The organism is Curtobacterium sp. PhB137 (genome assembly GCF_003814955.1).
Classification (GTDB): domain Bacteria; phylum Actinomycetota; class Actinomycetes; order Actinomycetales; family Microbacteriaceae; genus Curtobacterium.
In genome coordinates this window covers 41896-63627 of the sequence record NZ_RKQO01000005.1, presented here as the reverse complement: position 1 = coordinate 63627, position 21732 = coordinate 41896, and the positions used below count along the sequence as shown (strand labels likewise).

The 21732-nt window shown below is 71.4% G+C and carries 20 protein-coding genes; 6 read left to right on the top strand and 14 right to left on the bottom strand.

The window, feature by feature from the left end; genetic code table 11:
* Window positions 1-105: 105 nt before the first annotated feature.
* Entirely contained in the window at window positions 106-1659 is a 1554-nt protein-coding gene (gene ffh, locus EDF28_RS06965; RefSeq protein WP_123937683.1) for a signal recognition particle protein, read from the bottom strand.
* Between the two features lie 70 nt (window positions 1660-1729).
* On the opposite strand from ffh, the gene EDF28_RS06960 reads away from it, so the two are divergent.
* A complete protein-coding gene (locus tag EDF28_RS06960) occupies window positions 1730-2524 on the top strand; it encodes a nucleotidyltransferase domain-containing protein (RefSeq protein WP_123937682.1) in 795 nt (264 codons plus the stop codon).
* A 53-nt stretch (window positions 2525-2577) separates the two neighbouring features.
* Here EDF28_RS06960 and EDF28_RS06955 read toward each other — a convergent pair whose 3' ends face one another.
* Window positions 2578-3240 (bottom strand): VOC family protein, encoded by a 663-nt coding sequence (locus EDF28_RS06955; RefSeq protein ID WP_123937681.1) that lies wholly within the window; start codon window positions 3238-3240, stop codon window positions 2578-2580.
* 89 nt (window positions 3241-3329) lie between these two features.
* On the opposite strand from EDF28_RS06955, the gene lipB reads away from it, so the two are divergent.
* Window positions 3330-4103, top strand: coding sequence for a lipoyl(octanoyl) transferase LipB (gene lipB / locus EDF28_RS06950; protein ID WP_123937680.1), 774 nt, complete (start codon window positions 3330-3332; stop codon window positions 4101-4103).
* A complete protein-coding gene (gene lipA / locus EDF28_RS06945) occupies window positions 4100-5083 on the top strand; it encodes a lipoyl synthase (protein ID WP_123937679.1) in 984 nt (327 codons plus the stop codon). Before lipB ends, lipA begins: the two co-directional genes overlap by 4 nt.
* A gap of 189 nt (window positions 5084-5272) precedes the next feature.
* On the opposite strand, the gene EDF28_RS19055 is transcribed toward lipA, so the two are convergent.
* Window positions 5273-5431 (bottom strand): DUF4175 domain-containing protein, encoded by a 159-nt coding sequence (locus EDF28_RS19055; protein WP_139199230.1) that lies wholly within the window; start codon window positions 5429-5431, stop codon window positions 5273-5275.
* 60 nt (window positions 5432-5491) lie between these two features.
* Complete coding sequence (ftsY, locus tag EDF28_RS06940; protein ID WP_111086057.1) at window positions 5492-6361, bottom strand: signal recognition particle-docking protein FtsY; 870 nt, start codon at window positions 6359-6361, stop codon at window positions 5492-5494.
* Between the two features lie 217 nt (window positions 6362-6578).
* Here ftsY and EDF28_RS06935 point away from each other — a divergent pair, with 217 nt between their 5' ends.
* Window positions 6579-7607, top strand: a complete 1029-nt coding sequence (locus EDF28_RS06935) for a TerC family protein (protein WP_111086101.1) — start codon at window positions 6579-6581, stop codon at window positions 7605-7607.
* A gap of 223 nt (window positions 7608-7830) precedes the next feature.
* On the opposite strand, the gene EDF28_RS06930 is transcribed toward EDF28_RS06935, so the two are convergent.
* From EDF28_RS06930 to EDF28_RS06900, 7 genes are all read right to left on the bottom strand, one after another.
* On the bottom strand, window positions 7831-11649 hold the full coding sequence (locus EDF28_RS06930; RefSeq protein ID WP_123937678.1) for an AAA family ATPase: 3819 nt from the start codon (window positions 11647-11649) through the stop codon (window positions 7831-7833).
* Between the two features lie 54 nt (window positions 11650-11703).
* A complete protein-coding gene (gene mutM, locus EDF28_RS06925) occupies window positions 11704-12675 on the bottom strand; it encodes a bifunctional DNA-formamidopyrimidine glycosylase/DNA-(apurinic or apyrimidinic site) lyase (RefSeq protein ID WP_123937677.1) in 972 nt (323 codons plus the stop codon).
* A 4-nt stretch (window positions 12676-12679) separates the two neighbouring features.
* Window positions 12680-13405: a ribonuclease III gene (gene rnc / locus EDF28_RS06920; protein WP_228506018.1), complete on the bottom strand. Its 726-nt coding sequence runs from the start codon at window positions 13403-13405 to the stop codon at window positions 12680-12682.
* 13 nt (window positions 13406-13418) lie between these two features.
* Entirely contained in the window at window positions 13419-13622 is a 204-nt protein-coding gene (gene rpmF / locus EDF28_RS06915; protein WP_017888273.1) for a 50S ribosomal protein L32, read from the bottom strand.
* Between the two features lie 55 nt (window positions 13623-13677).
* On the bottom strand, window positions 13678-14205 hold the full coding sequence (locus tag EDF28_RS06910; protein ID WP_216834224.1) for a DUF177 domain-containing protein: 528 nt from the start codon (window positions 14203-14205) through the stop codon (window positions 13678-13680).
* Between the two features lie 172 nt (window positions 14206-14377).
* Complete coding sequence (gene coaD / locus EDF28_RS06905; protein WP_111086053.1) at window positions 14378-14863, bottom strand: pantetheine-phosphate adenylyltransferase; 486 nt, start codon at window positions 14861-14863, stop codon at window positions 14378-14380.
* Window positions 14864-14906: 43 nt separating this feature from the next.
* Window positions 14907-17135 carry an ATP-dependent DNA helicase RecG gene (locus tag EDF28_RS06900; protein WP_123937676.1) on the bottom strand — a complete coding sequence of 743 codons (2229 nt, stop codon included), beginning with the start codon at window positions 17133-17135 and terminating at the stop codon, window positions 14907-14909.
* Window positions 17136-17221: 86 nt separating this feature from the next.
* On the opposite strand from EDF28_RS06900, the gene EDF28_RS06895 reads away from it, so the two are divergent.
* Window positions 17222-17785: an RsmD family RNA methyltransferase gene (locus EDF28_RS06895; protein WP_123937675.1), complete on the top strand. Its 564-nt coding sequence runs from the start codon at window positions 17222-17224 to the stop codon at window positions 17783-17785.
* Between the two features lie 217 nt (window positions 17786-18002).
* Here EDF28_RS06895 and thiL read toward each other — a convergent pair whose 3' ends face one another.
* A complete protein-coding gene (gene thiL, locus EDF28_RS06890; RefSeq protein ID WP_123937674.1) occupies window positions 18003-18998 on the bottom strand; it encodes a thiamine-phosphate kinase in 996 nt (331 codons plus the stop codon).
* Window positions 18999-19022: 24 nt separating this feature from the next.
* On the opposite strand from thiL, the gene EDF28_RS06885 reads away from it, so the two are divergent.
* Window positions 19023-19508: a DUF3515 family protein gene (locus EDF28_RS06885; protein WP_123937673.1), complete on the top strand. Its 486-nt coding sequence runs from the start codon at window positions 19023-19025 to the stop codon at window positions 19506-19508.
* Window positions 19509-19521: 13 nt separating this feature from the next.
* On the opposite strand, the gene EDF28_RS06880 is transcribed toward EDF28_RS06885, so the two are convergent.
* Both EDF28_RS06880 and EDF28_RS06875 read right to left on the bottom strand, forming a co-directional pair.
* Window positions 19522-20631 (bottom strand): D-alanine--D-alanine ligase family protein, encoded by a 1110-nt coding sequence (locus EDF28_RS06880; RefSeq protein ID WP_311394734.1) that lies wholly within the window; start codon window positions 20629-20631, stop codon window positions 19522-19524.
* 32 nt (window positions 20632-20663) lie between these two features.
* Window positions 20664-21677, bottom strand: coding sequence for an NAD(P)H-dependent glycerol-3-phosphate dehydrogenase (locus EDF28_RS06875; protein WP_111086095.1), 1014 nt, complete (start codon window positions 21675-21677; stop codon window positions 20664-20666).
* Between the last annotated feature and the right edge of the window lie 55 nt (window positions 21678-21732).

The following is a 21732-nucleotide window of genomic DNA, read 5'->3' as shown; positions in this document are numbered from 1 at the left end:
TTTCCATCGCGCCCGTTCTGGGAAGGAACGTCGCGACGTGCGCGCAGACGGACGGGAGGCCCGTGGCGGATCCGCCACGGGCCTCCCGTCCGTCAGGGGTCGCGACTAGCGACCCAGGAACTTCTGCAGGCTCGCGAGCTCTTCCTCGGTCGGCGCCTTGCCGCCCTTGGCGGCACCGCCGAGGCCGAGGCCGGAGCCCTTCGGCGCCTGCTGCGGAGCGGCAGCCGTACCGGCGGCGATCGCCGCACGCTTGGCCGGGTTGCCGACCTTCGACTTCTTCTTGCCGCCCTGCTGCTGCTTCTTGCCGCCGTGCATGCCCGGGATCGGACCCATGCCCGGCATCTGCGGCACGCCACCACGGGCGACGGTCTTCATCATCTTCGCGGCCTGCTCGAACCGGTTCACGAGGGCGTTGACCTCGGTGACCGTGGAGCCGGCACCCCTGGCGATGCGGAGTCGGCGCGAGCCGTTGAGGAGCTTCGGAAGTTCGCGCTCCTTCGGCGTCATCGACTGGATGATCGCCTCGGTACGCACGATCTCGCGCTCGTCGAAGTTGTCGAGCGCCTCGCGCATGCCCTTGGCGCCCGGGAGCATGCCGAGCATGCCCTTGATCGAGCCAGCCTTGCGGAGCTGCTGCATCTGCTGCAGGAAGTCGTTCAGCGTGAACGAGTCGGATGCGATCTTCTCGGCGACCGCGCGGGCTTCGTCCTCGTCGAAGGCCGACTGGGCCTGCTCGATGAGCGACATGATGTCGCCGAGGTCGAGGATGCGGCTCGCCATGCGGTCCGGGTGGAACGGCTCGAAGTCGTCGAGGCCCTCACCCGTGGAGGCGAACATGATCGGGCGGCCGGTGACGCTGGCGACCGACAGGGCCGCACCACCGCGGGCGTCGCCGTCGAGCTTCGACAGCACGACTCCGGTGAAGTCGACGCCCTCTTGGAAGGCACGGGCGGTGACGACGGCGTCTTGACCGATCATCGCGTCGATGACGAACAGGACCTCGTCGGGGTCGACGGCCTTGCGGATGTTCGCGGCCTGCTTCATCAGCTCGGCGTCCACACCGAGGCGACCGGCGGTGTCCACGATGACGGTGTCGTACTGCTGGTCGACCGCGGCCTTGATGGCGTTCTTGGCGACCTTGACCGGGTCACCGACGCCGTTGCCGGGCTCCGGAGCGAAGACGTGCACGCCGGCCTGCTCGCCGACGACCTGCAGCTGCTGCACGGCGTTCGGACGCTGGAGGTCCGCCGCGACGAGCATCGGGGTGTGGCCGTCCTTCTTGAGCCACTTGCCGAGCTTGCCGGCGAGGGTGGTCTTACCGGCACCCTGCAGACCCGCGAGCATGATGACCGTCGGCGGCTTCTTCGCGAACTCGAGGCGACGCTGCTGCCCGCCCAGGATGCCGACGAGTTCCTCGTTGACGATCTGGACGACCTGCTGCGCCGGGTTCAGCGCGCGGTTGACCTCGTCGGAGAGGGCGCGCTCGCGCACTGCTGCGGTGAACGCCTTGACGACCTCGAGCGCGACGTCGGCGTCGAGGAGCGCCCGCCGGATCTCGCGGACGGTGCCGTCGACGTCGGACGGAGTCAGCCGACCCTTGCTCCGCAGATTGCGGAAGGTCTCGGTCAGCCGATCGGAGAGTGAACCGAATTGCGCCATGATCCGTCGATTCTACTGGTTCACGAGCAGGTTCCCTGATCCGGTGTCCGACGCTCGGTATCGTCGAGGCATGCGCGCCGTCCCCGAGGACCTCAACCCAGCGGTGGTCGCCGAGATCGACGGACGGCTCGCGCGCCTGCAGTCCGACCTCGGTGTGACGATCCCGTGGGCGATCGAGAGCGGCAGTCGCGCCTGGGGCTTCCCGTCGCCCGACAGCGACTACGACTGCCGGTTCCTGTACGTGCGACGGCGCGACGACTACCTGTCGCTCTGGCCCAGCCGCGACGTCATCGAGACACCGCTGGACAAGGTGTTCGACGTCAACGGGTGGGACCTCGCGAAGACGGTCCGCCTCGCCGTGAACGGGAACGCGACGGTCGGCGAGTGGCTGCGCTCACCGATCGTGTACGCGGGTGACGAGGCCTTCCGCGACCGGCTCCTGGCGTTCGTCGCGAGCGTGGCCGACCGCGGGCGCATCGGCCGGCACTACCTGCACGTCGCCGCGCGGCAGTACGAGCGCGAGATCACGCTGAAGCGGTTCTTCTACGTGCTCCGGACCGCGGCCTCGCTCCGGTGGCTGCGGGACCACCCGGAGAGCGCCATGCCACCGATGGACCTGCCGACGCTGCTCGCCGAGTCGACGGTCGAGCGTGCGGTGACGGAGGCGACGACGGAACTCATCGCGGTGAAGGCACGCACGCGCGAGCTCGGCACCGGTACCCCGCCCGAGGTCCTCGTCCGCTTCGTCGACGCGGAACTCGACCTGGCGCGGCCGTTCGACGACCTGCCGCCCGAGAACACCTCGGTCGAGGCGTACGCCCGAGCGGATGCGTACTTCCTCGGCGAGCTCGACCGCCTGCGCTGACGACGACCGGACAGCGCTGGGCGGGCGGGTGGCGCGGTGCCGCGCAGAACGGCTCAGCGGAGCACGACCCCCTCGGTGAGCTCGACCGGGGCGTCCAGCCCGACGTCGAGGACCACCGGCGCGGTCGACGGCAGGCGGTCAGCGGTCGGGAACCACCGCCGCTCCGGCGACACCAGGATGACGAGACCGTCGACGTCGCCGACCGCGGCGAAGCCCTCGCCTGCTGGGTTGGCGTAGGGCTCGAGTCCGGCGCGGCGCAGTGTCCCGACGGCACCGAGGACGTCGGGCACGGCGATGCCGACCTCGCTGACGGACAGAAGCGGAACAGCGGACGCGGGCCCGGACGCGGGTGTGGCCGCGACGAGGTCCCGTCGCTCGATCAGCTCGAGCAACTGCCGGTCCGGACCCTCGAAGTACACCGATCGCGAGTTCCAGTTCGGCGGGCCCTCGAACTCGTCACGGCCGTCGGCGTCGACCAGCACCGTCGCGATCTCGGCGATCCACGCGGCAGCCACGTCGAACGTGCCCGCCGGGATCGTGATCGCGAGGTGCAGCGCGCCGGTCATCCCCGGCAGCTCCCGGAACAGGAGCCGCGTCGACCCCACGTGCACCTCGACCGATTCGTCGGCGCGGTGGACGGGGCAGCCGAGCCGTTCCCAGAACCGGGCCGTGTCGTCGAGCGAGCGGGTGGCGAGCTGTACCTGGCGGATGTCCATGTCCGCCATCCGAAGCCCTCAACCACGGTTCAGGTCAAGGTCGTCCGCGTTGTTGTACTCCGTCCAGAAACCGTCGTAGGCTCGCCAGCATGCCGGAACTCGAGATCGTGCGGCCTGCCGGGCTGCTCGACTACGCCGAGGGACTCGCGCTGCAGCGGGACCTCCACGCCGACGTCGTCGCCGGCCGCTCCCCCGGGGCCCTCGTGCTGTGCGAGCACCCGTCCGTGTACACCGCTGGCCGCCGCACCGAGCCGTCCGACCTGCCGACGAACGGCGCGCCGGTGGTCGAGGTCGACCGCGGCGGGCGCATCACCTGGCACGGCCCCGGACAGCTCGTCGCCTACCCGATCGTCCGACTGGCCGTTCCGATCGACGTCGTGGCGTGGGTGCGTGACCTCGAGCAGGTCATCATCGACGCGGCGGCGACCGTCGGGGTGGAAGCGCGGCGCATCGACGGCCGGAGCGGCGCGTGGACGTCCGGGTCGGCGCCGACGACCGGGTCCACGCCGACGACCGGTGCGCCGCCCGCCAAGGTCGGCGCCATCGGCCTGCACGTCGCCGAGGGCGTGACGACCCACGGCATCGCGATCAACTGCGACAACGCACTCGACGCCTACGCCGCGATCGTGCCGTGCGGCATCGCCGACGCCGGCGTGACGACGCTGAGTGTCGCCGCCGGCCGGCCCGTCACCGTCGACGACCTCGCCGACACCGTGGTCGACCGCATCCGCGCTGCCGAACACGGCATGCGGACCGGCCACCGGATCGGCAGCGCCGCCCAGAGCACCACGACGGCCCGCATCACGACCGCCGACACCGCATCCACCAGCACTGTGCCCGCACGACAGGAGACCCTCGTATGACCCTCGCCCCCGAAGGCCGCCGGATGCTCCGCGTCGAGGCCCGCAACGCCGAGACCCCGATCGAGACGAAGCCCGGGTGGATCAAGACCCGTGCCACCCAGGGCCCGGAGTTCCGCGAGCTGTCCGCCCTGGTCAAGGACAAGCAGCTGCACACCGTCTGCCAGGAGGCCGGCTGCCCGAACATCTTCGAGTGCTGGGAGGACCGCGAGGCCACGTTCCTGATCGGCGGCTCGCAGTGCACTCGCCGGTGCGACTTCTGCCAGATCGACACCGGCAAGCCCGAGCCGCTCGACCGCGACGAGCCCCGCCGGGTCGCCGACTCGGTCGTGTCCATGGGACTCAAGTACGCCACGGTGACCGGCGTCGCCCGCGACGACCTGCCCGACGGCGGGTCCTGGCTCTACGCCGAGACCATCCGCCAGATCCACGAGCACTCCCCCGGCACCGGCGTCGAGATCCTGGTGCCGGACTTCAACGGCCGCCCGGACCAGCTCGGCCAGGTGTTCGACGCCCGCCCTGAGGTCTTCGCCCACAACGTCGAGACCGTGCCGCGGATCTTCAAGCGGATCCGACCGGCGTTCACGTTCGAGCGCTCCCTCGACGTCATCACGCAGGGCCGCGACGCCGGGCTCGTCACGAAGTCGAACCTGATCCTCGGCATGGGCGAGGAGCGCATCGAGATCGAGGACGCCCTGCAACGCCTGTTCGAAGCCGGCACGGACATCATCACGTTGACGCAGTACCTCCGCCCGTCGCCGCGGCACCTGCCGGTGGCGCGCTGGGTCAAGCCGGAGGAGTTCGTCGCGCTGCGTGAGGTCGCCGAGGAGATGGGCTTCGCCGGTGTCCTCGCCGGCCCGCTCGTCCGGTCGTCGTACCGCGCCGGACGCCTGTGGGCACGCGCCACGGTCGCGCGCGGCGGCTCGGTTCCCGAGCACCTGTCGCACCTGCTCGACGCGGCGCCGGGTCGCCAGGCCGTCTGAGTCTCGCGCGGAGCTGCGCGAGTTTCGCGCTCAGCGACAGTTCTCGCGCTCCGGAGCGCGAGAACTGTCGCCCAGGCCGAGACTCGGCGCGCGCGGCCCGAGACTCGGGCACGGACAGACGGGAGGCACGGTGCCAGCTGGCACCGTGCCTCCCGTTCGTCCATCCGCCCGTTCAGGGCGACGCGAGCGCTATGCGCGACCGCGGATGCTCCTGAGGAGCCAGCCGATGACGGCCAGGATGATGAGGACGATCCCGACCCACAGCAGGAACTTCAGCGCACCGACGAAGATGCCGCTGAAGAGCAGGACGAGGCCGACGATGATCGCGATGATCAGGAGTGCTGGCATTGAAAGGGCTCCTTCCGGTGTACCTGGACGATCCCTGTACTGCGGAGACAGTACCCGGAATCAGCCGACGAGGTTCTGCACGAACACGTGCGGGGTGAAACCGGTCAGGTCGTTGATGCCCTCGCCCTGCCCGATGAGCTTGATCGGGATGCCCGTCTTCTCCTGCACGCTGAGCACGAACCCGGCCTTCGCGGAGCCGTCGAGCTTGGTGATGACGAGACCGGTGACCCCGGCGCCCTCGATGAACGCCTGCGCCTGGGCCAGGCCGTTCTGCCCGGTGGTCGCGTCGAGGACGAGGAGCACCTCGCTGATCTCGGTCTGCTTCTCGACGACGCGCTTGATCTTCGTCAGCTCGTCCATCAGGCCTGCCTTGGTGTGCAGGCGGCCGGCGGTGTCGATGACGACGATCTCGGTGTTGTCGCGGATCGCCTTCTCGACGGTCTGGTACGCCACCGAGGCCGGGTCCTGCCCGGGCTGCGAGGGGCGGACGACGTCGACGCCGGCGCGCTCGGCCCAGGTCGCGACCTGCTCGACCGCGGCAGCACGGAAGGTGTCGGCCGCTCCGACGAGGACCGTGCGGTCGTAGGTCTTCAGGAACTTCGCGAACTTGCCGATCGTCGTGGTCTTACCGACGCCGTTCACCCCGACGACGAGCACGACGGCGGGCCGCGCGCTGAGCTTGAGCGTGGTGTCGAGCTTCGACAGCCGTTCCTCGAGCACCTCGCGCAGCATGCGCTGCAGGTCGGCCGGGTCGGTCGTGCCGTAACGGTCGACGCGCGCGTGCAGGTCCTCGATGATCGCCTCGGAGATGTCCGGACCGAAGTCGGCGCCGATCAGCGCGGTCTCGAGGTCCTCCCACGTGGTCTCGTCGATCGTCTTGCGCTGGAAGAGGCCGCGCAGCCGTGAGGACAGTGACCAGGAACTCGCCATGCTCCCAGCTTAGAGCGCGGCGCATGTCCGCTGTGCCCGGTATGCTCGGTCTCACGAAGGGGAGTATTCCCTCTCGGTGACCCCGTCAGTACGGCCCGGAACGATCCGGACCCGGGGCGCCGGTCGTGCAGCACCGGTTCCGGTGCGACACGGCGGAAGAGACCTTCAGGCCTCGGCGTACCCGCACATCAGCGGCGCGCCCTACCTGAAGGAAACCGTGGACGTCCCACTCTTCGTCTGGCTCCTCACCATCGCAGGCATCCTCGCCCTGCTGGTGTTCGACTTCTACTCGCACGTGCGCACCCCGCACGTGCCACACATCCGCGAATCCGCGTTCTGGTCCGTGTTCTACATCGGACTCGCGATCCTGTTCGGCTTCGGCATCCTGGTCTTCGGCGGCGGACAAGCCGGCGGTGAGTACTTCGCCGGGTGGCTCACCGAGAAGGCGTTGTCGGTCGACAACCTGTTCGTCTTCCTCATCATCATGACGAGCTTCGCCGTGCCGAAGGAGTTCCAGCAGAAGGTCCTGCTGGTCGGCGTCGCGATCGCCCTCGTCGCCCGAGGCATCTTCATCGCGCTCGGCGTCACGATCATCGAGAACTTCTCGTGGGTGTTCTACCTGTTCGGTGCGCTGCTGTTCTGGCTCGCGTGGTCGCAGGCCCGCAGCGGCAACGACCACGGCGGCGACGAGGGCGACTCCCGCCTGATCCGCATCCTGAAGCGCATCATCCCGACGTCGGACCACTACGACGGCGACCGCCTGACCACCAAGGTCGACGGCAAGCGCCTGTTCACCCCGATGCTGCTCGTCATGGTCGCGATCGGTCTGACCGACGTGCTGTTCGCGCTCGACTCGATCCCCGCGATCTTCGGGCTCACCCAGGACGCCTTCATCGTCTTCACCGCGAACGCGTTCTCGCTGCTCGGCCTGCGGCAGCTGTACTTCCTGATCGCCGGGCTGCTCGAGCGTCTGATCTACCTCGGCCAGGGCCTCGCGGTCATCCTCGGCTTCATCGGTGTGAAGCTCGTCTTCCACGCCATGCACGTCAACGAGCTGCCGTTCATCAACGGTGGCGAGCACATCGAGTGGGCGCCGGAGATCCCGATCTGGTTCTCGCTGGGCTTCATCCTGCTGACCATCGCGGTCGCGACGACCGCCTCGCTCGTCGTCTCGAAGAAGCGCCAGGAGCGCGGGCTCACCCCGACGGGCGAGCCGAAGGAGTCGGTCGCGGCCGACGCGGAGTAAGCGTCACGCCCTGGACGGGCGGCAACACGGACGGGAGGCACGGTGCCAGCTGGCACCGTGCCTCCCGTCCGTCCGTGGTCGCGGCCAGAGCCGCGAAAGCGACAGATCTCGTCGCGGACCCACGATCCTCTCCGCGAAAGCGACAGATTGCCGCGAACTGTTGGCGGAGATCTGTCGCTTTCGCGGCGCGCGACCGCAGCCAGCCAGCCAGCCAGCCAGCCGGCTACGCGACCGCGTCGGCGGGCTCGCGCTTCTGCACCCGCTGCCCGACGACGGCGGACACGCCGTCCTGCCGCATCGACACCCCGTACAGGGCGTCGGCGATCTCCATCGTGCGCTTCTGGTGCGTGATGACGATGAGCTGCGAGGACTCGCGGAGCCGCTCGAACACCGTCAGCAGGCGGCCGAGGTTGGCGTCGTCGAGGGCGGCCTCGACCTCGTCCATGATGTAGAACGGCGACGGCCTGGCGGTGAAGATCGCGACGAGCAGCGCCACTGCGGCCAGGGACCGCTCGCCACCGGACAGCAGCGTCAGGCGGTCGATCTTCTTGCCGGCGGGCTTCACCTGCACGTCGATCCCGGTGCCGAGCAGGTCGGACGGGTCGGTGAGGTTGATCGAGCCGGAGCCGCCCGGGAACAGGATCGGGAAGATGACGTCGAAGGCGTCCTTCGTGTCGTTGAACGCGGACTCGAAGATCGTCTGCATCTTCGTGTCGAGCTCGTCGATGATCGTCATCAGGTCGGTGCGGGTCTTCTGCAGGTCCTCGAGCTGCTCGGCGAGGAACGCGTGCCGCTGCTCCAGCGCCTGGAACTCCTCGAGCGCGAGCGGGTTCACCTTGCCGAGCCGGCCGAGGTCGCGTTCGGCGGCCTGCAGGCGGCGCTCCTGCTCGGCGCGGACGTACGGCACGGTCTCGACGTCGGCGGAGTCGACCTCGTCGGTGACGTCGAACTCGGGCAGGGCGGGGCCCCCGGGCAGGGTCGACGCGAGCTCGACGAGCGCCACGGTGTCGTCGCCGGGGCTGGTGTCGAGGTCCGCCGTGCCGTCGTCGGGGGCGATGTCAGTGTAGGCATCGTCGACCGGCGCCGTGTCGCTGTCGACCGGCACCGTGTCAGCATCCGCCGGCTCGTCGAGGCCCGCCGCGGCAGCCGCGGCGCGCTCGGCGTCGCGGTGCTTCCGAGCCAGCACCCGCGGGTCCACCAGCACGTCGACCGGCACCGGCACGGTCGGCCCGTACTCGGCGACGAGCACGGCCTCGGTCAGCCCGAGGTCGCTCAGCGCCCGGTCGAGCACGCCCGACACGTGCAGTTTCTTCTCGTAGATCTCCATCTCGAGCGAGTGCACGCCGTCGGTGATCGTCTGCAGCCGGTCGCGGAGCTCGCGCTCCTCGTTCCGGATCGCCTGCAGTTCGGTGTTGCGCTTCGACCGTTCGGACTCCTCGGTCGCGAGCCGCACGCGTGCCTCGGCCAGCGAGCGGTCGACGGCGCCCAGCACGGCCGGCAGGTCGGCGAGGACGGCTTCGGCGGTCTCGATCTGCCCGCGGCGGATCACCGCGCGACGCGCTGCTTCCTCTGCCGCCGCGCGCTCGGCCTCGAGCTGCCGTTCGAGCTGGTCGGCGCGTTGCCGTTCGGCGCGGACACGCTCGCGCACGGTCTGCACCTGGATGCGCTGCTCGACCTCGGCGGCGCGTGCGGCCTCGAGTGCGTCCTGCAGGCCCGGACGCTCGGAGGCATCGACGACGGGACGTTCCTGCTCGGTGAACGCGCGGTGCGCCGTCTCGGCCTCTGCCAGGGCGGCGTCGACGACCTCGACGGCGCCGTCGGTCTCGGCGAGGGCGGCACGCAGGCGCTCCACCTCGGCCGCCGCGTTCTCGGCCTTCGCCCGCGTCGAGGCGCTGGCCCGGTCGTACTCGGCCGTCGCCTTCGCGTGCGCGCGGGATGCCGCGTCGGCTTCGTCCGCACGGCGGCGTGCGTCCTCGACGGCGGTGCGTGCTGCCTGGAGGCCCGTGGCTGCGTCCTCGGCGTCCGCCCCGATGGCGTCGCGTCGCGTCACGGCGTCGTCGCGCTCCGCGACGAGCTCGATCCGCGAGGTCACGCGTTCCCCGCCGCCGGTGACGCGGACGGCGCGCACGAGGTCACCGGACCGGGTGACGACCGTCGCGTGCGGGGCGGCGGCGAGCACGGCCTCCAGGTCGAGCGTGTCCGCGTTCGCGCCTTGGCCGTCGGCAGTCTCTGCGATCAGGGTGTTCCGCAGGATCGCGGCGATCGCCGGCGGGCCCTGCACCAGGTCGAGGGCGCGGTGGACGCCGGCCGGCAGCGTGTCCGGCAGGTCCGTGGGGACGACTTCGGCGTCCGCGACGACGACGTCGATGCGTCCGATGTCCGCGGAGCGGGCGTGGTCGACGGCGTCGAGCGCGACCGACCGGTCGTCCGCGAGGACGGCGTCGGCGAGCCCGTCGAGCGCGACGGCGACGGCGCCCTCGAACCCGGGCGTCACCGTGAGCGCGTCGGCCAGACGCCCGACGATGCCCGCGCGTCCGGCGTCGATGAGCGCCTGCGAACCGTCGCGGACGTCGATCGACATGCCGAGCGCCGCGACCCGTGCGTCGAGGGCGTCCCGCTCGCGCTCGAGGGCGTGCAGCCGGTCGCGCTGCTCGTCGCGGGCGGCCTGCGCGGTCTCCAGCTGCGCACGAGCCGCCTGGAGCGTGGCGGCGAGGGCCTCGTCGTCGACGCCCTCGGACGGATCGGCACCGAGCTCGGCGAGGGCCGCGGTCGCGCGCTCGGCGCGTTCGCCCGCCTCGGCGAGGGCCCGTTGCCGACGCTCACGGTCCGCCACCGTGGACCCGCGCTTCGACCGGGCCACGTCGACGGCGTTCGCCAGCCGCTGCGCCTCGAGGTCGTGCTGCGAGACGCGGGCGGCCTGCGCGGCGATGCGGTCGTCGAGGGCGTCGAGGGCGTCACGGGCGGCCTGCACCGCACGGGCGGTCTCGGCGGAACCGCCCTGCATCTCGTCGGCGCGGGCGGCGAGCCGATCGGCCTCGGCACGGACGCCGGCCACTCGCTCCGGGGTGATCGAGGGGCCCTGCTGCGGGGCGTCGGCCTGCTGCGCCAGGAACATCAGCCGCTGGTTCGCCAGGCTGGACAGCCCGCGCAGGCGCTCCTGCACGCTCTCCAGGCGGTGCACCACGGTCCGGGCGCGGTCGACGTCATCGCCGACCATGCTCTGCTCGACGTGCTGCTGGCGGACCCGGGTCTGGTCGAGTCGCTCGGTCAGGACGATGCGCTCGGACTTGCGGCCTGCCTCGACCTCCTGGTGGTCGTGCAGTTCGCGGCGCAGCCGGACGACGTCGTCGGCGAGGATGCGGGCCTTGGCGTCCCGCGCGACGGCGGCGACGGACTGGGCCTTGCGCGCGACCTCGGCCTGGCGGCCGAGCGGCTTCAGCTGGCGCCGGATCTCGCCCGCGAGGTCGGACAGGCGGGTCAGGTTCGTCTGCATCGCGTCGAGCTTCCGGAGGGTCTTCTCCTTGCGGCGACGGTGCTTCAGGATGCCTGCGGCTTCCTCGATGAAGCCGCGGCGGTCCTCCGGGGTGGCATGCAGGACCTTGTCGAGCTGCCCCTGCCCGACGATGACGTGCATCTCGCGGCCGAGGCCGGTGTCACTCAGGAGCTCCTGCACGTCGAGCAGCCGGCAGTTCTCGCCGTTGATGGCGTACTCGCTACCGCCGTTGCGGAACAGCGTGCGCGCGATCGTCACCTCGGAGTAGTCGATCGGCAGCAGCCCGTCGGTGTTGTCGATCGTCAGCAGCACCTGGGCGCGGCCGAGCGGCCCGCGGGTCGAGGTGCCTGCGAAGATGACGTCCTCCATCTTGCCGCCGCGCAGGGTCTTCGCCCCCTGCTCCCCCATCACCCAGGCCAGGGCGTCGACGACGTTGGACTTGCCCGAGCCGTTCGGGCCGACGATGCACGTGACGCCCGGCTCGAACGCGAACGTCGTCGGCTGCGCGAAGGACTTGAACCCCTTGATGGTCAGGCTCTTCAAGTACATGCGGTCTCCGGGTGTGCTCGCTCGTGCGGCGCTGTGGTGCTGCTGGGCGTCAGGCTAACGCGTGCGGGCGCGGGGACGCGGTTGGCACACGGGGCAGATGTGGCTCGAGCGGTTCATGAAGGCCTCGCGCACGATCGTCGTGCCGCAGCGGGGGCAGGGCTTCCCCTGCTGGCCGTAGACGTTCAGCCGCTGCGAGAAGTACCCGGACTGCCCGTTGACGTTGACGTACTGGGCATCGAAGCTCGTCCCGCCGTCCTCGAGTGCGCGCCGGAGGACACTGCGCACCTCGTGCAGCAGGCGTGCGAGGTCGGCACGGGTCAGCCGCTCGGCCGGTCGGTCGTAGTGCAGCTTCGCGGCCCAGAGGGACTCGTCGGCGTAGATGTTCCCGATGCCGCTCACGACGCCCTGGTCGAGCAGGATCCGCTTGATGCCGCTCGAACGCTTCCGGGCGATGGCGGTGAAGCGGTCGTCGTCGAACGCGGGGTCGAGCGGGTCACGGGCGATGTGCGACACCTGCTGCGGCACGCTCCGGCGCCACACGGCGTCGGGGTCCGCCACGTCGACGTGCCCGGCGAACCCCGCGGGGGCGCCGTCCACCGTCGGCACCATCGCGTCGATCGCCATCGAGCCGAAGGTGCGCTGGTCGACGAACTCGAGCTCGACCGCGGGTTCGGTGGTGCCGTCGCGGTCCGTGCCGACGGGTTGCACGTCGATGAGGATGCGACGGTGCTTCGCCGCCGGTCGACCGCGGCCGAGCAGGATCTGGCCGCTCATGCCGAGGTGGGCGACGAGCGCTTCGGGTCGGTCGCCCTCGTGCTCGGGCTGCAACGGCATCCAGAGGAACTTGCCCCGACGGACCGCTGCGGCGATGGTGCGACCGGTCAGGCGCTCGGCGAAGTCCTCGGCCGGGCCGTCGTGCCGGGTGAGCGCTCGCTCGTCCACGACGTCGACGAGCAGCACCCGAGCGCCGCTGACCGCGGGTTCGAGGCCGGCGCGGACGACCTCGACCTCGGGGAGTTCGGGCACGCGGTCAGGCCGCTCGGCCGGACAGCCGGGTCCAGGCGTCGAGCGCCGCGGACATCTCGGCGGCCTTCTTGCTCGAGCCGGTGCCGACCGCGATGTCCTCGCCCTGCAGGACGACGGTCGCGCTGAAGGTCTTGTCGTGGTCCGGGCCGGTCTCGGTGACGCGGTAGGCCGGGTTGCCGAGCGACAGGCTCGCCGCGAGCTCCTGCAGGCTCGTCTTCGGGTCCATCGCGGCGCCGAAGCGGTCGGGGTCGATCATCAGCGGCTCGACCAGGCGGAGCACCAGGTCGGTCGCCGGGTCGGGGCCCGCGGACAGGTAGGTGGCACCGATGACGGCTTCGACGGTGTCGGCGAGGATCGACGACTTGTCGCGGCCGCCGGTCTGTTCCTCGCCCTTGCCGAGGCGCAGGTACTGGCCGAGCCCGATCATCCGGGCGATCTCGGCCAGGGCGACCGTCGACACCAGGCTGGCGCGACGCTTCGCGAGGTCACCCTCGTCGAGGTCGGGGAAGGACCGGTAGAGCTTCACGGTCACGGCCTGGCCGAGGATCGAGTCGCCGAGGAACTCGAGGCGCTCGTTGTGCTTGATGCCCCCGTGCTCGTAGGCGTAGGAGCGGTGTGTCAGGGCGAGCTGGAGCAGCTCGAGGTCGATGTCGACCCCGAGCTGGCCCTGCAGACGAACGACGTCCGGCCCCACGGGGCGGGACCCCGTGGCGCCGGACGTCGTCGTCATGCGTTCGGTCCGATCAGACGTCGGCGACCTTGCGGCCCTTGTACTCCATGTACAGGGGGGTGCCGGCCGAGTCCTCGACGACCTTCGCGCGGTGCGGGAGGCTGTAGGTGACCTGACCGTTCTCGATCGTCTTGACGAGCTGGATCGGCGTGGCCTTCCACTGCGAACGACGGGCGTGCGTGTTCGCACGGGACTGCTTGCGCTTGGGAACGGCCATGGTGAATCTCTTTCGGTTGGTCGGTGGTCGGTACGGGGGCTGGCGGTGTCGGGGCCTACTCGGCCTCGGCCCGCTCCTCGCCCTCGGTGGTCTTCGTGTCGGTGGTGTCGCCGTGGGCCGCACGCTCGGCTGCTTCGAGCTGGATGCCGGTCAGGGCTGCCCAGCGCGGGTCCAGGGTCTCGTGAACGGGCTGCTCATCGAGGTCGGCCAGTCGCTCGCCCGTCACCGGGTCGAGGCCTGGGCAGTCCGGTCGGCAGACCGGCTGGAACGGCAGCGCCAGCACCACCGCATCTCGAACGACCTGTTCGCAGTCCACGTGGTCATCGCGAACGAAGAAGTCGAAATCCTCCGAGGCATCATACGCGAACAGCTCGGCGAAATCGACCTCGACGGGTTCGCTGATGTCGATGAGGCAGCGCGAGCACTCCCCCGTCGCGTCGGCCGAGGCGTGACCGGACACGAGGACACCCTCGTGCAGGCCCTCGAGCCGCAGGTCGATGCGCAGCGGAGCACCTTCGCGCACCGCGATCACACCGGCTCCCAGCGCGTCCGGCACCACGATGTCGAGCGAGTGCTCGCGCATCTCGCCCGGACGGTGCGCCAGATCGCGCACGCGCAGGGCGTAGGGGCTGTTCACGTGGGAAGACACGATCGTCAACCCTAGCGTGAACGCAGCCGAGAGTCGAGGCAGGCGGGGGTGTGTCCGCGCGTCGGGCGGCCGTGCCTCCGGCTCGGCGTGCGGCTCGGCGTGCGGCTCAGCGTGCGGCGAGGGCCGCCGCCACGGCCTTCGGCACGTAGGGGGTGACGTCGCCGCCGAGCGTCGACACCTGGCGGATGAGCGAGCTCGACACGTGGGAGCGCGAGGCGTCGGGCAGCAGGAACACGGTCTCGACGTCGGCGAGGTGCCGGTTCATGATCGCCATCGGGGTCTCGTACGCGACGTCCTCGCCCGATCGCACGCCCTTGACGAGCACCTTCGCCCCGACCTGCCGGCAGTAGTCGACGAGGAGCCCGGAGGTCCACTCCCCGACCCGGACCGTTCCCGGCGTGCCGACCTCGGCCAGGGACTCCTCGATGAGCCGGACGCGGTCGACCGCCTCGAACATCGCGGGCTTCTTGTCCGGGTTGTGCACCACGAGCACGTGCACCTCGTCGAACAGCCCGGCAGCTCGACCGATGACGTCGAGGTGCCCGAGCGTGACGGGGTCGAAGGAACCGGGGACCACCGCGATCTGCGCCATGGCAGCGACGATACCGGTCCGTGCCGGGGCGTCCGGCTCGGGGTCAGTTCTTGCCGAGGAACGCCGCGTCGGACTCGTCGAGGCGGCGTGCCAGTGCCTCGCGCAGGGCCGGGGACCCGTCGAGCTCGGGATCGGGTTCGAGGACCCGTTCGGCTTCGCCACGGGCGTCCACGATGAGGTCGGCGTGCTCGACCACGCGCAGCAGGTTCAGCGACGACCGGCCGCCCGACTGCCGCTCGCCGAGCACGTCGCCCTCGCGCCGGAGCTCGAGGTCGACCCGGGCGAGCTCGAAGCCGTCGTCCGAGGCGGACACCGCGTCGACGCGCTCGCGCGAGGTGGTCTCGAGCTCGGCGGTGGTGACGAGCAGGCAGACGCCCGCCCACTGCCCGCGGCCGATGCGGCCGCGCAGCTGGTGCAGCTGGGAGACGCCGAAGCGATCGGCGTCGAGCACGGCCATCATCGCGGCGTTCGGCACGTCGACACCGACCTCGATCACGGTCGTCGCGACGAGGACGTCCAGGTCGCCGGCGGCGAAGGACGTCATCACGCGGTCCTTCTCGTCCGCCGTCATCCGGCCGTGCAGCACCGCGATCCGCCGGCCGTCGAGCACGGGCATCGTGCGCATCCGCTCGGCGGTGGCGAGCACGGTCGCCGGCGCGCGCTTGGGGGCGTCGTCCTCGGACTCGGCGGGCGCGGGTTCGCCGTCGTCCTCGGCGTGGGCGTCGTCGATCGCGGGGCAGACCACGAAGGCCTGACGCCCCTTGTCGAGCTCCTCCGCCATCCGCGACCAGATGCGGGACTCCCACCCGGGGTGCTCCGCCAGCGGGACCGTGAAGGTCTCGACGCCGGCACGGCCGGAGGGCAGCCCGGTGATCGTCGAGACGTCGAGGTCGCCGAACACCGTCATCGCGACGGTGCGTGGGATCGGCGTGGCGGTGAGCACCAGGACGTGCGGCGGGGTGGCGCCCTTGGTCCGGAGCGCTTCACGTTGCTCGACTCCGAAGCGGTGCTGCTCGTCGACGACCACGAGCCCGAGCTCGGCGAAGTCGACGCGGTCGCCGAGCAGGGCGTGGGTGCCGACCACGAGCCGCGAGCTGCCCGACGCCGCGGCGAGCAGGGCCCGTCGGCGTTCGTCGGTGGACTGCGACCCGGTCAGGATCACCGGACGGAGCTCGGCCGCCAGGTCCGGTCCGAGGAACTTCACGATGGACCGCAGGTGCTGCGCGGCCAGCACCTCGGTCGGGGCGATGAGGGCGGACTGCCCACCGGACTCGGCCACCGTGAGCATGGCGCGGATGGCCACGAGGGTCTTGCCGGAACCGACCTCGCCCTGCACCAGCCGGTGCATCGGCCAGGTGCGGGCGATGTCGGTGTCGATCTCGGCACCGACGGCACGCTGGTCGTCGGTCAGGGTGAACGGCAGGGTGGCGTCGAAGCGCGCGAGGATGCCACCGGGAACCGCCACCCGCGGGGTCGCCGCGGTGCGTCGGGCGCGGATCCGGCGCTGCACCAGGGCGGTCTGCAGCACGAACGCCTCGCGGTAGCGCAGGGCGTCCTGCGCGCGCTTGAAGTCCGCGACCTTCTCGGGGCGGTGGAGCAGCTCGAGCGCCCGGCGGAACGGGACGAGGTCGAGCCGGCTGCGCGCCGAGGCCGGCACCGGGTCGGGCAGGTCCGGCAGGGTGTCGAGCACGATGCCCATCGACTTCGCGATCTGCCACGAGGTGAGCGAGGCCGTCGCCGGGTAGATCGGGATCGGCTGCCGCGACCACCGGATCGCTTCGTCCGAACCCGGGTCGGCCGTGGCGCGGGGGTCGTCGGGGTCGAAGAGCTCGTAGTCCGGGTGGGCGAGCTGGCGGGCACCGCGGTAGTCGCTGACCTTGCCGGAGAAGATGCCGCGGGCACCGGGCACCAGGTCCTTGGTGCGCCAGCCCTGGTTGAAGAACGTCAGGGTGAGCAGCCCCTTGCCGTCGCCGATCTTGGCTTCGAGGATCGATCCGCGGCGGGCACGCATCGTGCGCTCGCGGACGTCGACCACCTCGGCCACGATGGTGACCGGCTCGCCGATCGCCAGGGAGTCGAGCGCCGTCAGGGCCCCGCGCTCGGCGTAGCGCCGGGGTGCGTGCTCGAGGAACTCCCCCACCGTGCGGTGGCCGAACGCCTTCTGGATCGCGGACGCGGTCCGACCACCGAGCACGTTCGCGAGCCGCGCGTCGAGGGGCGCCGGACCGAGGTCGGGCGCGGCCGGCGCAGCGGGGGTTCCGGTGGTGACCACGGACACCACGGTACCGGGCACGACCGACGTGCCACGTGCCTCCCGTCCGGCCTGTGGACGACGCCGCCGGCCGATACGGTGGCTGCATGACCCGCATCATCGCCGGCGCCGCCGGCAACACGACGCTCCGTGTGCCGAAGTCCGGCACCCGGCCGACGAGCGACCGGGTGCGCGAGGCGCTGTTCTCGTCGCTCGAGGCCCGTGGGCTCGTCGACGACACCTCCGTCGCGGACCTCTACGCCGGCACCGGTGCCCTCGGGCTCGAAGCGGCGTCGCGCGGTGCGGTCGAGGTCGTGCTGGTCGACCGCGCGTCGGCCGCGGCGCAGGCGTGCCGGGCGAACGCGAAGGCCGTGCAGCAGCGGATTCCCGGGGTGCGGATCGACGTGCAGCCGCAGCCGGTGCTCGGGTACCTGCGCGGGACGGTGCGCACGTTCGACCTGGTCTTCATCGATCCGCCGTACGACGTGACCGAGCACGAGATCGCCGAGGTGCTCGAGACGCTCGTGCCGCGGTTGACCGCCGGTGCCGTGGTGGTCGTCGAGCGGAGCAAGCGCTCCGCCGAACCGACGTGGCCCGCGGGGCTCGAGCCGTTCAGCAAGCGCAGCTACGGCGAGACCGTGGCGTGGGAGGCCGTGGCCGCCGCGTCCTGAGCCGCGCGGGTCTCGGGGCGTGGGCGCGTTTCGCGACGATCCACGAGTTGATCGACGCGTGCCGTGTCGCAAGATGCGCATGCATCGGATGCGTGCGCATCTTCCGACAGGACGCCAGGTGATCGACGCGTGTTCCGTCGACAGATGCACGCGCACTGACCGGGAGGCCCGGCTCGGCTCCGCCACGTCGCCGCCGTCCGACGTCGGGCCGGGCGGGTCAGCCGGCGGCGCCGTCCCAGTCGGCGTAGGGGTCCCAGCCGGTCGTCGGCACCGGGGCTCCGGCGCGCAGCAGGTCCGCGTCGCCGCGGTCGCGCGCGACTCCGATGCGGCGGAAGCCACCCGGCAGCGCAGCCTCGGCGGGGAAGGTCGCGAGCAGACCGTGGTCCTCGCCACCGTGCAGCGCGACCTCGTCGAGCGGGGCGTCGGCATCGAGGTCGAGCGTCACCCGGCTCGCACGGGCGAGCCGTCCGGCGTCGATCGCCAGGCCGTCGGACAGGTCGAGCATCGCCGTCGCCCCGGCCGCAGCAGCGAGGGGCCCGTCGCCGATCGGGGGCACGGGTCGGCGCTGGCGGTCGACGTCGGGATCGGCGTCCGCACCGCTCGCCACCGTCGCTGCACGGTCCGGCTCGCCCTGCGCGTCCACGCCGTCGCGGAAGAGCCGTGCGAGCCCGCGGGCAGCACGGCCGAGTTCGCCGGAGACCGCCACGACGTCGCCCACACGAGCGCCTGACCGGAGCACCGGGGCGCGACCACCGAGGTCGCCGAACGCCGTCACCGCCACCGTGAAGGTCGCCGAGGTGGAGAGGTCGCCGCCGACCACACCGCAGCCGGGCGCGAGGGCGTCGACAGCGAAGCGGAAGCCGTCCGCGATGCCCTCGAGCACCGCCACGGGGGTGTCCTGCGGTGCAGCGAGGGCGATGACGAGGCCACTCGGCACCGCACCCATCGCCGCGACGTCCGACAGGTTCGTCGCGGCGGCCTTCCAGCCGACGTCCTCGGGCGAGGACCACGCCCACCGGAAGTCCGGGCCGTGCACCATCATGTCCGTCGTCACGACGAACCGGCCGTCGGGAGCGGCGACGACGGCGCAGTCGTCCCCGGGCCCCACGAGCGGCGAGCCCGTCGGCAGCCGGCTCGTGATCCGGTCGAGGACGACCAGCTCACCGAGCTCCCCCACGGTCGGTCCGGCCCAGGCGTCGTACGTCGCGTCCACACGAGAACGGTAGCCTGGACCGCGATGGACACCGCGCGCCGCACCCCTCGCACCCTCGCGATCGCGGGGGTCGTGATCGCCCTCGCGGCAGGGCTGACCGGGTGCACGAACTCCGTCGGCATGAGCGCGGCACCCTCTGCGAACGCAGCGGCGTGCGCGGCCGCACAGGTGCGGTTGCCCGCGACCGTCGACTCGACGTACGACCTGCGGAACACCAACGCACAGTCCACCGCGGCCTGGGGCGACCCCGAGGCCGCGCTGTACCACTGCGGCGTCGCCGTGCCGACCGTGTCCGACCTGCCGTGCTTCACGCTCGGGTCGGTCGACTGGATCCGCGACGACCGCGGCAAGCAGATCGTCTACACGACGTTCGGACGGTCCCCCGCGGTGCAGGTCGTCGTCGACACGTCGAAGACCGGCAGCGCGGTGCTGCAGGACATCGCGACGGCGGTGTCGACGCTGCCGGAGGACGGGCACAAGTGCCTGGACCCGTCCGACGTGCAGGGCTGACGCCGGTCGACCGTCAGCGGACGGCGGCGCGCCCCAGCTCGATGAGCTCGGTGACCAGCTCGCCGTAGGACACACCCGACGCCGCCCAGCAGCGCGGGTACATCGACAGCGGGGTGAACCCGGGCATCGTGTTGACCTCGTTCACGACGAAGCCGTCGTCGGTCAGGAAGCAGTCGACGCGGGCGAGCCCGGAACCACCGATGGCCTCGAACGCACGAGCACCGATCGACCGGATCTCGTCGGTCTGCGCCTCGGTGAGCGGCGCCGGGCACAGCAGCGACTCATCGCCACCGAGGTACTTCGACGCGAAGTCGTAGAAGCCGTCCTCCGCCACGACGATCTCGCCGGGCAGGCTCGTGCGCGGCGCACCGTCACGGCCCTCGAGCACGGCGACCTCGACCTCGCGGCCGACGACCCGCGGTTCGACGATCACCTTGGAGTCGTGCTCGAACGCCAGGTCCATCGCGGCGCCGAGCTCGTCGGGCCCGTCGACGCGCGAGACGCCCATGCTCGACCCCGCGCGTGCCGGCTTCACGAACAGCGGCCAGCCGTGCGCCGCGATCGTCTCGGCGACGTCGACCGGGTCGGACGCCCACTCGCGGCGGAGCACGGTCGTCCAGGGAGCGACCCGCAGACCGGCGTGCTCGAGGACGGCCTTCGCGACGTGCTTGTCCATTGCCAGGGCACTCGCGAGCACGCCGTCACCGACGTACGGCAGACCGGCGATCTCGAGCAGGCCCTGGATCGTGCCGTCCTCGCCGAACGGACCGTGCAGGATCGGGAACACCACGTCGACGGCGACGGACGTGACCGAGCCGTCCGGGTGCGAGACGACGAGTTCGTTCGTCGCCGGCGACGTCGGGAACGCCACGCGTGTGCCGTTGTCGGGCACGGTCGGCAGGGAGCGGTCGCGGATCGCCCACTGCGAGGGGTCGTCGGACTGCAGCGTGAACGCACCGTCCTTCGTGATGCCGATCGGGACGATCTGGTACTCGGTGCGGTCGACGACGTCCATGATGCCGCCGGCGGTCACGCAGCTGATCTCGTGCTCGCTCGAGCGCCCGCCGAACAGGACGGCGACGGTGGTCGTGGGAACGTCGGTTCCCTCGGGGATCGTGGGCACGGGAGTCCCTTCGTGACTCGGTGCGGGACCGGTCACTCGCCCTGGGGCTCGTCGGTCTCGGTGAGGTGCGGCGCGATGTTGCGCGGATCGAGCCTACCGGCGAGGACCTCGCCGACCTGGCTGACGATGGGCATGTCGACGCCGTTCGCGGCGGCGAGCTCGAGGATCGGTGCGACGGACGCCAGTCCCTCGGCGGTCTGGTTCATCTGCCGCACGACCTCGTCGAACCGGTACCCCTGCCCGAGCAGGCGCCCGGCGGTGTTGTTCCGGGACAACGGCGACTGGCAGGTGGCGATGAGGTCGCCGAGGCCCGCGAGGCCCGACAGGGTCGACGGCTGCGCGCCGAGCGACACCGCGAACTCGGTCATCTCGGCGAGGCCGCGGGTGATGATCGACGCCTTGGTGTTCTCGCCGTAGCCGACGCCGTCGACGATGCCGATCGCCACGGCGATGAGGTTCTTCAGCACGCCGCCGAACTCGGTGCCGATGACGTCGGTGTTGATGAACGACCGGAAGTACGGGTTCGTCGCGACGGCGGCGACAGCGGTCGCGGTCTCCACGCTCGACGACGACACCACGGCGGCGGTCGGCTGCCGGCGGGCGATCTCGAGCGCCAGGTTCGGTCCGCTCGCGACGGCGATGCGGTCCTGGTCGATGCCGAGTCCCTGGAGCAGGACCTCGCTCATCCGCAGGCCGGTGCTCTTCTCGACGCCCTTCATCAGGCTGACGACGGGGACACCGGCGGGCAGGAGCTCGCGGATCGCGTCGAGGTTCGAGCGCAGCGTCTGCGACGGCACCGACACGTACACCTGGGTGGCGCCGTCGAGCACCTGCTCGAGCGACGTCGACGCCGTGAGGGTGCGGGGCAGGTTGATGCCGGGCAGGTAGTCGGAGTTCCGCTTCGTCTCGGTGATCTCGCGGGCGACCTCGGGACGGCGGGCCCACACGACCGTGGAGGCACCGCCCTCGGCGAGCACCTTCGCGAACGTGGTGCCCCAGCTGCCGGCACCGATGACCGCCACACGGGGCTTGTCGGTCGACTGCATCACCACCCGGATCGCGGCGGTGTCGAAGGCACCCGGCGCTGCTGCGACGGGGTCG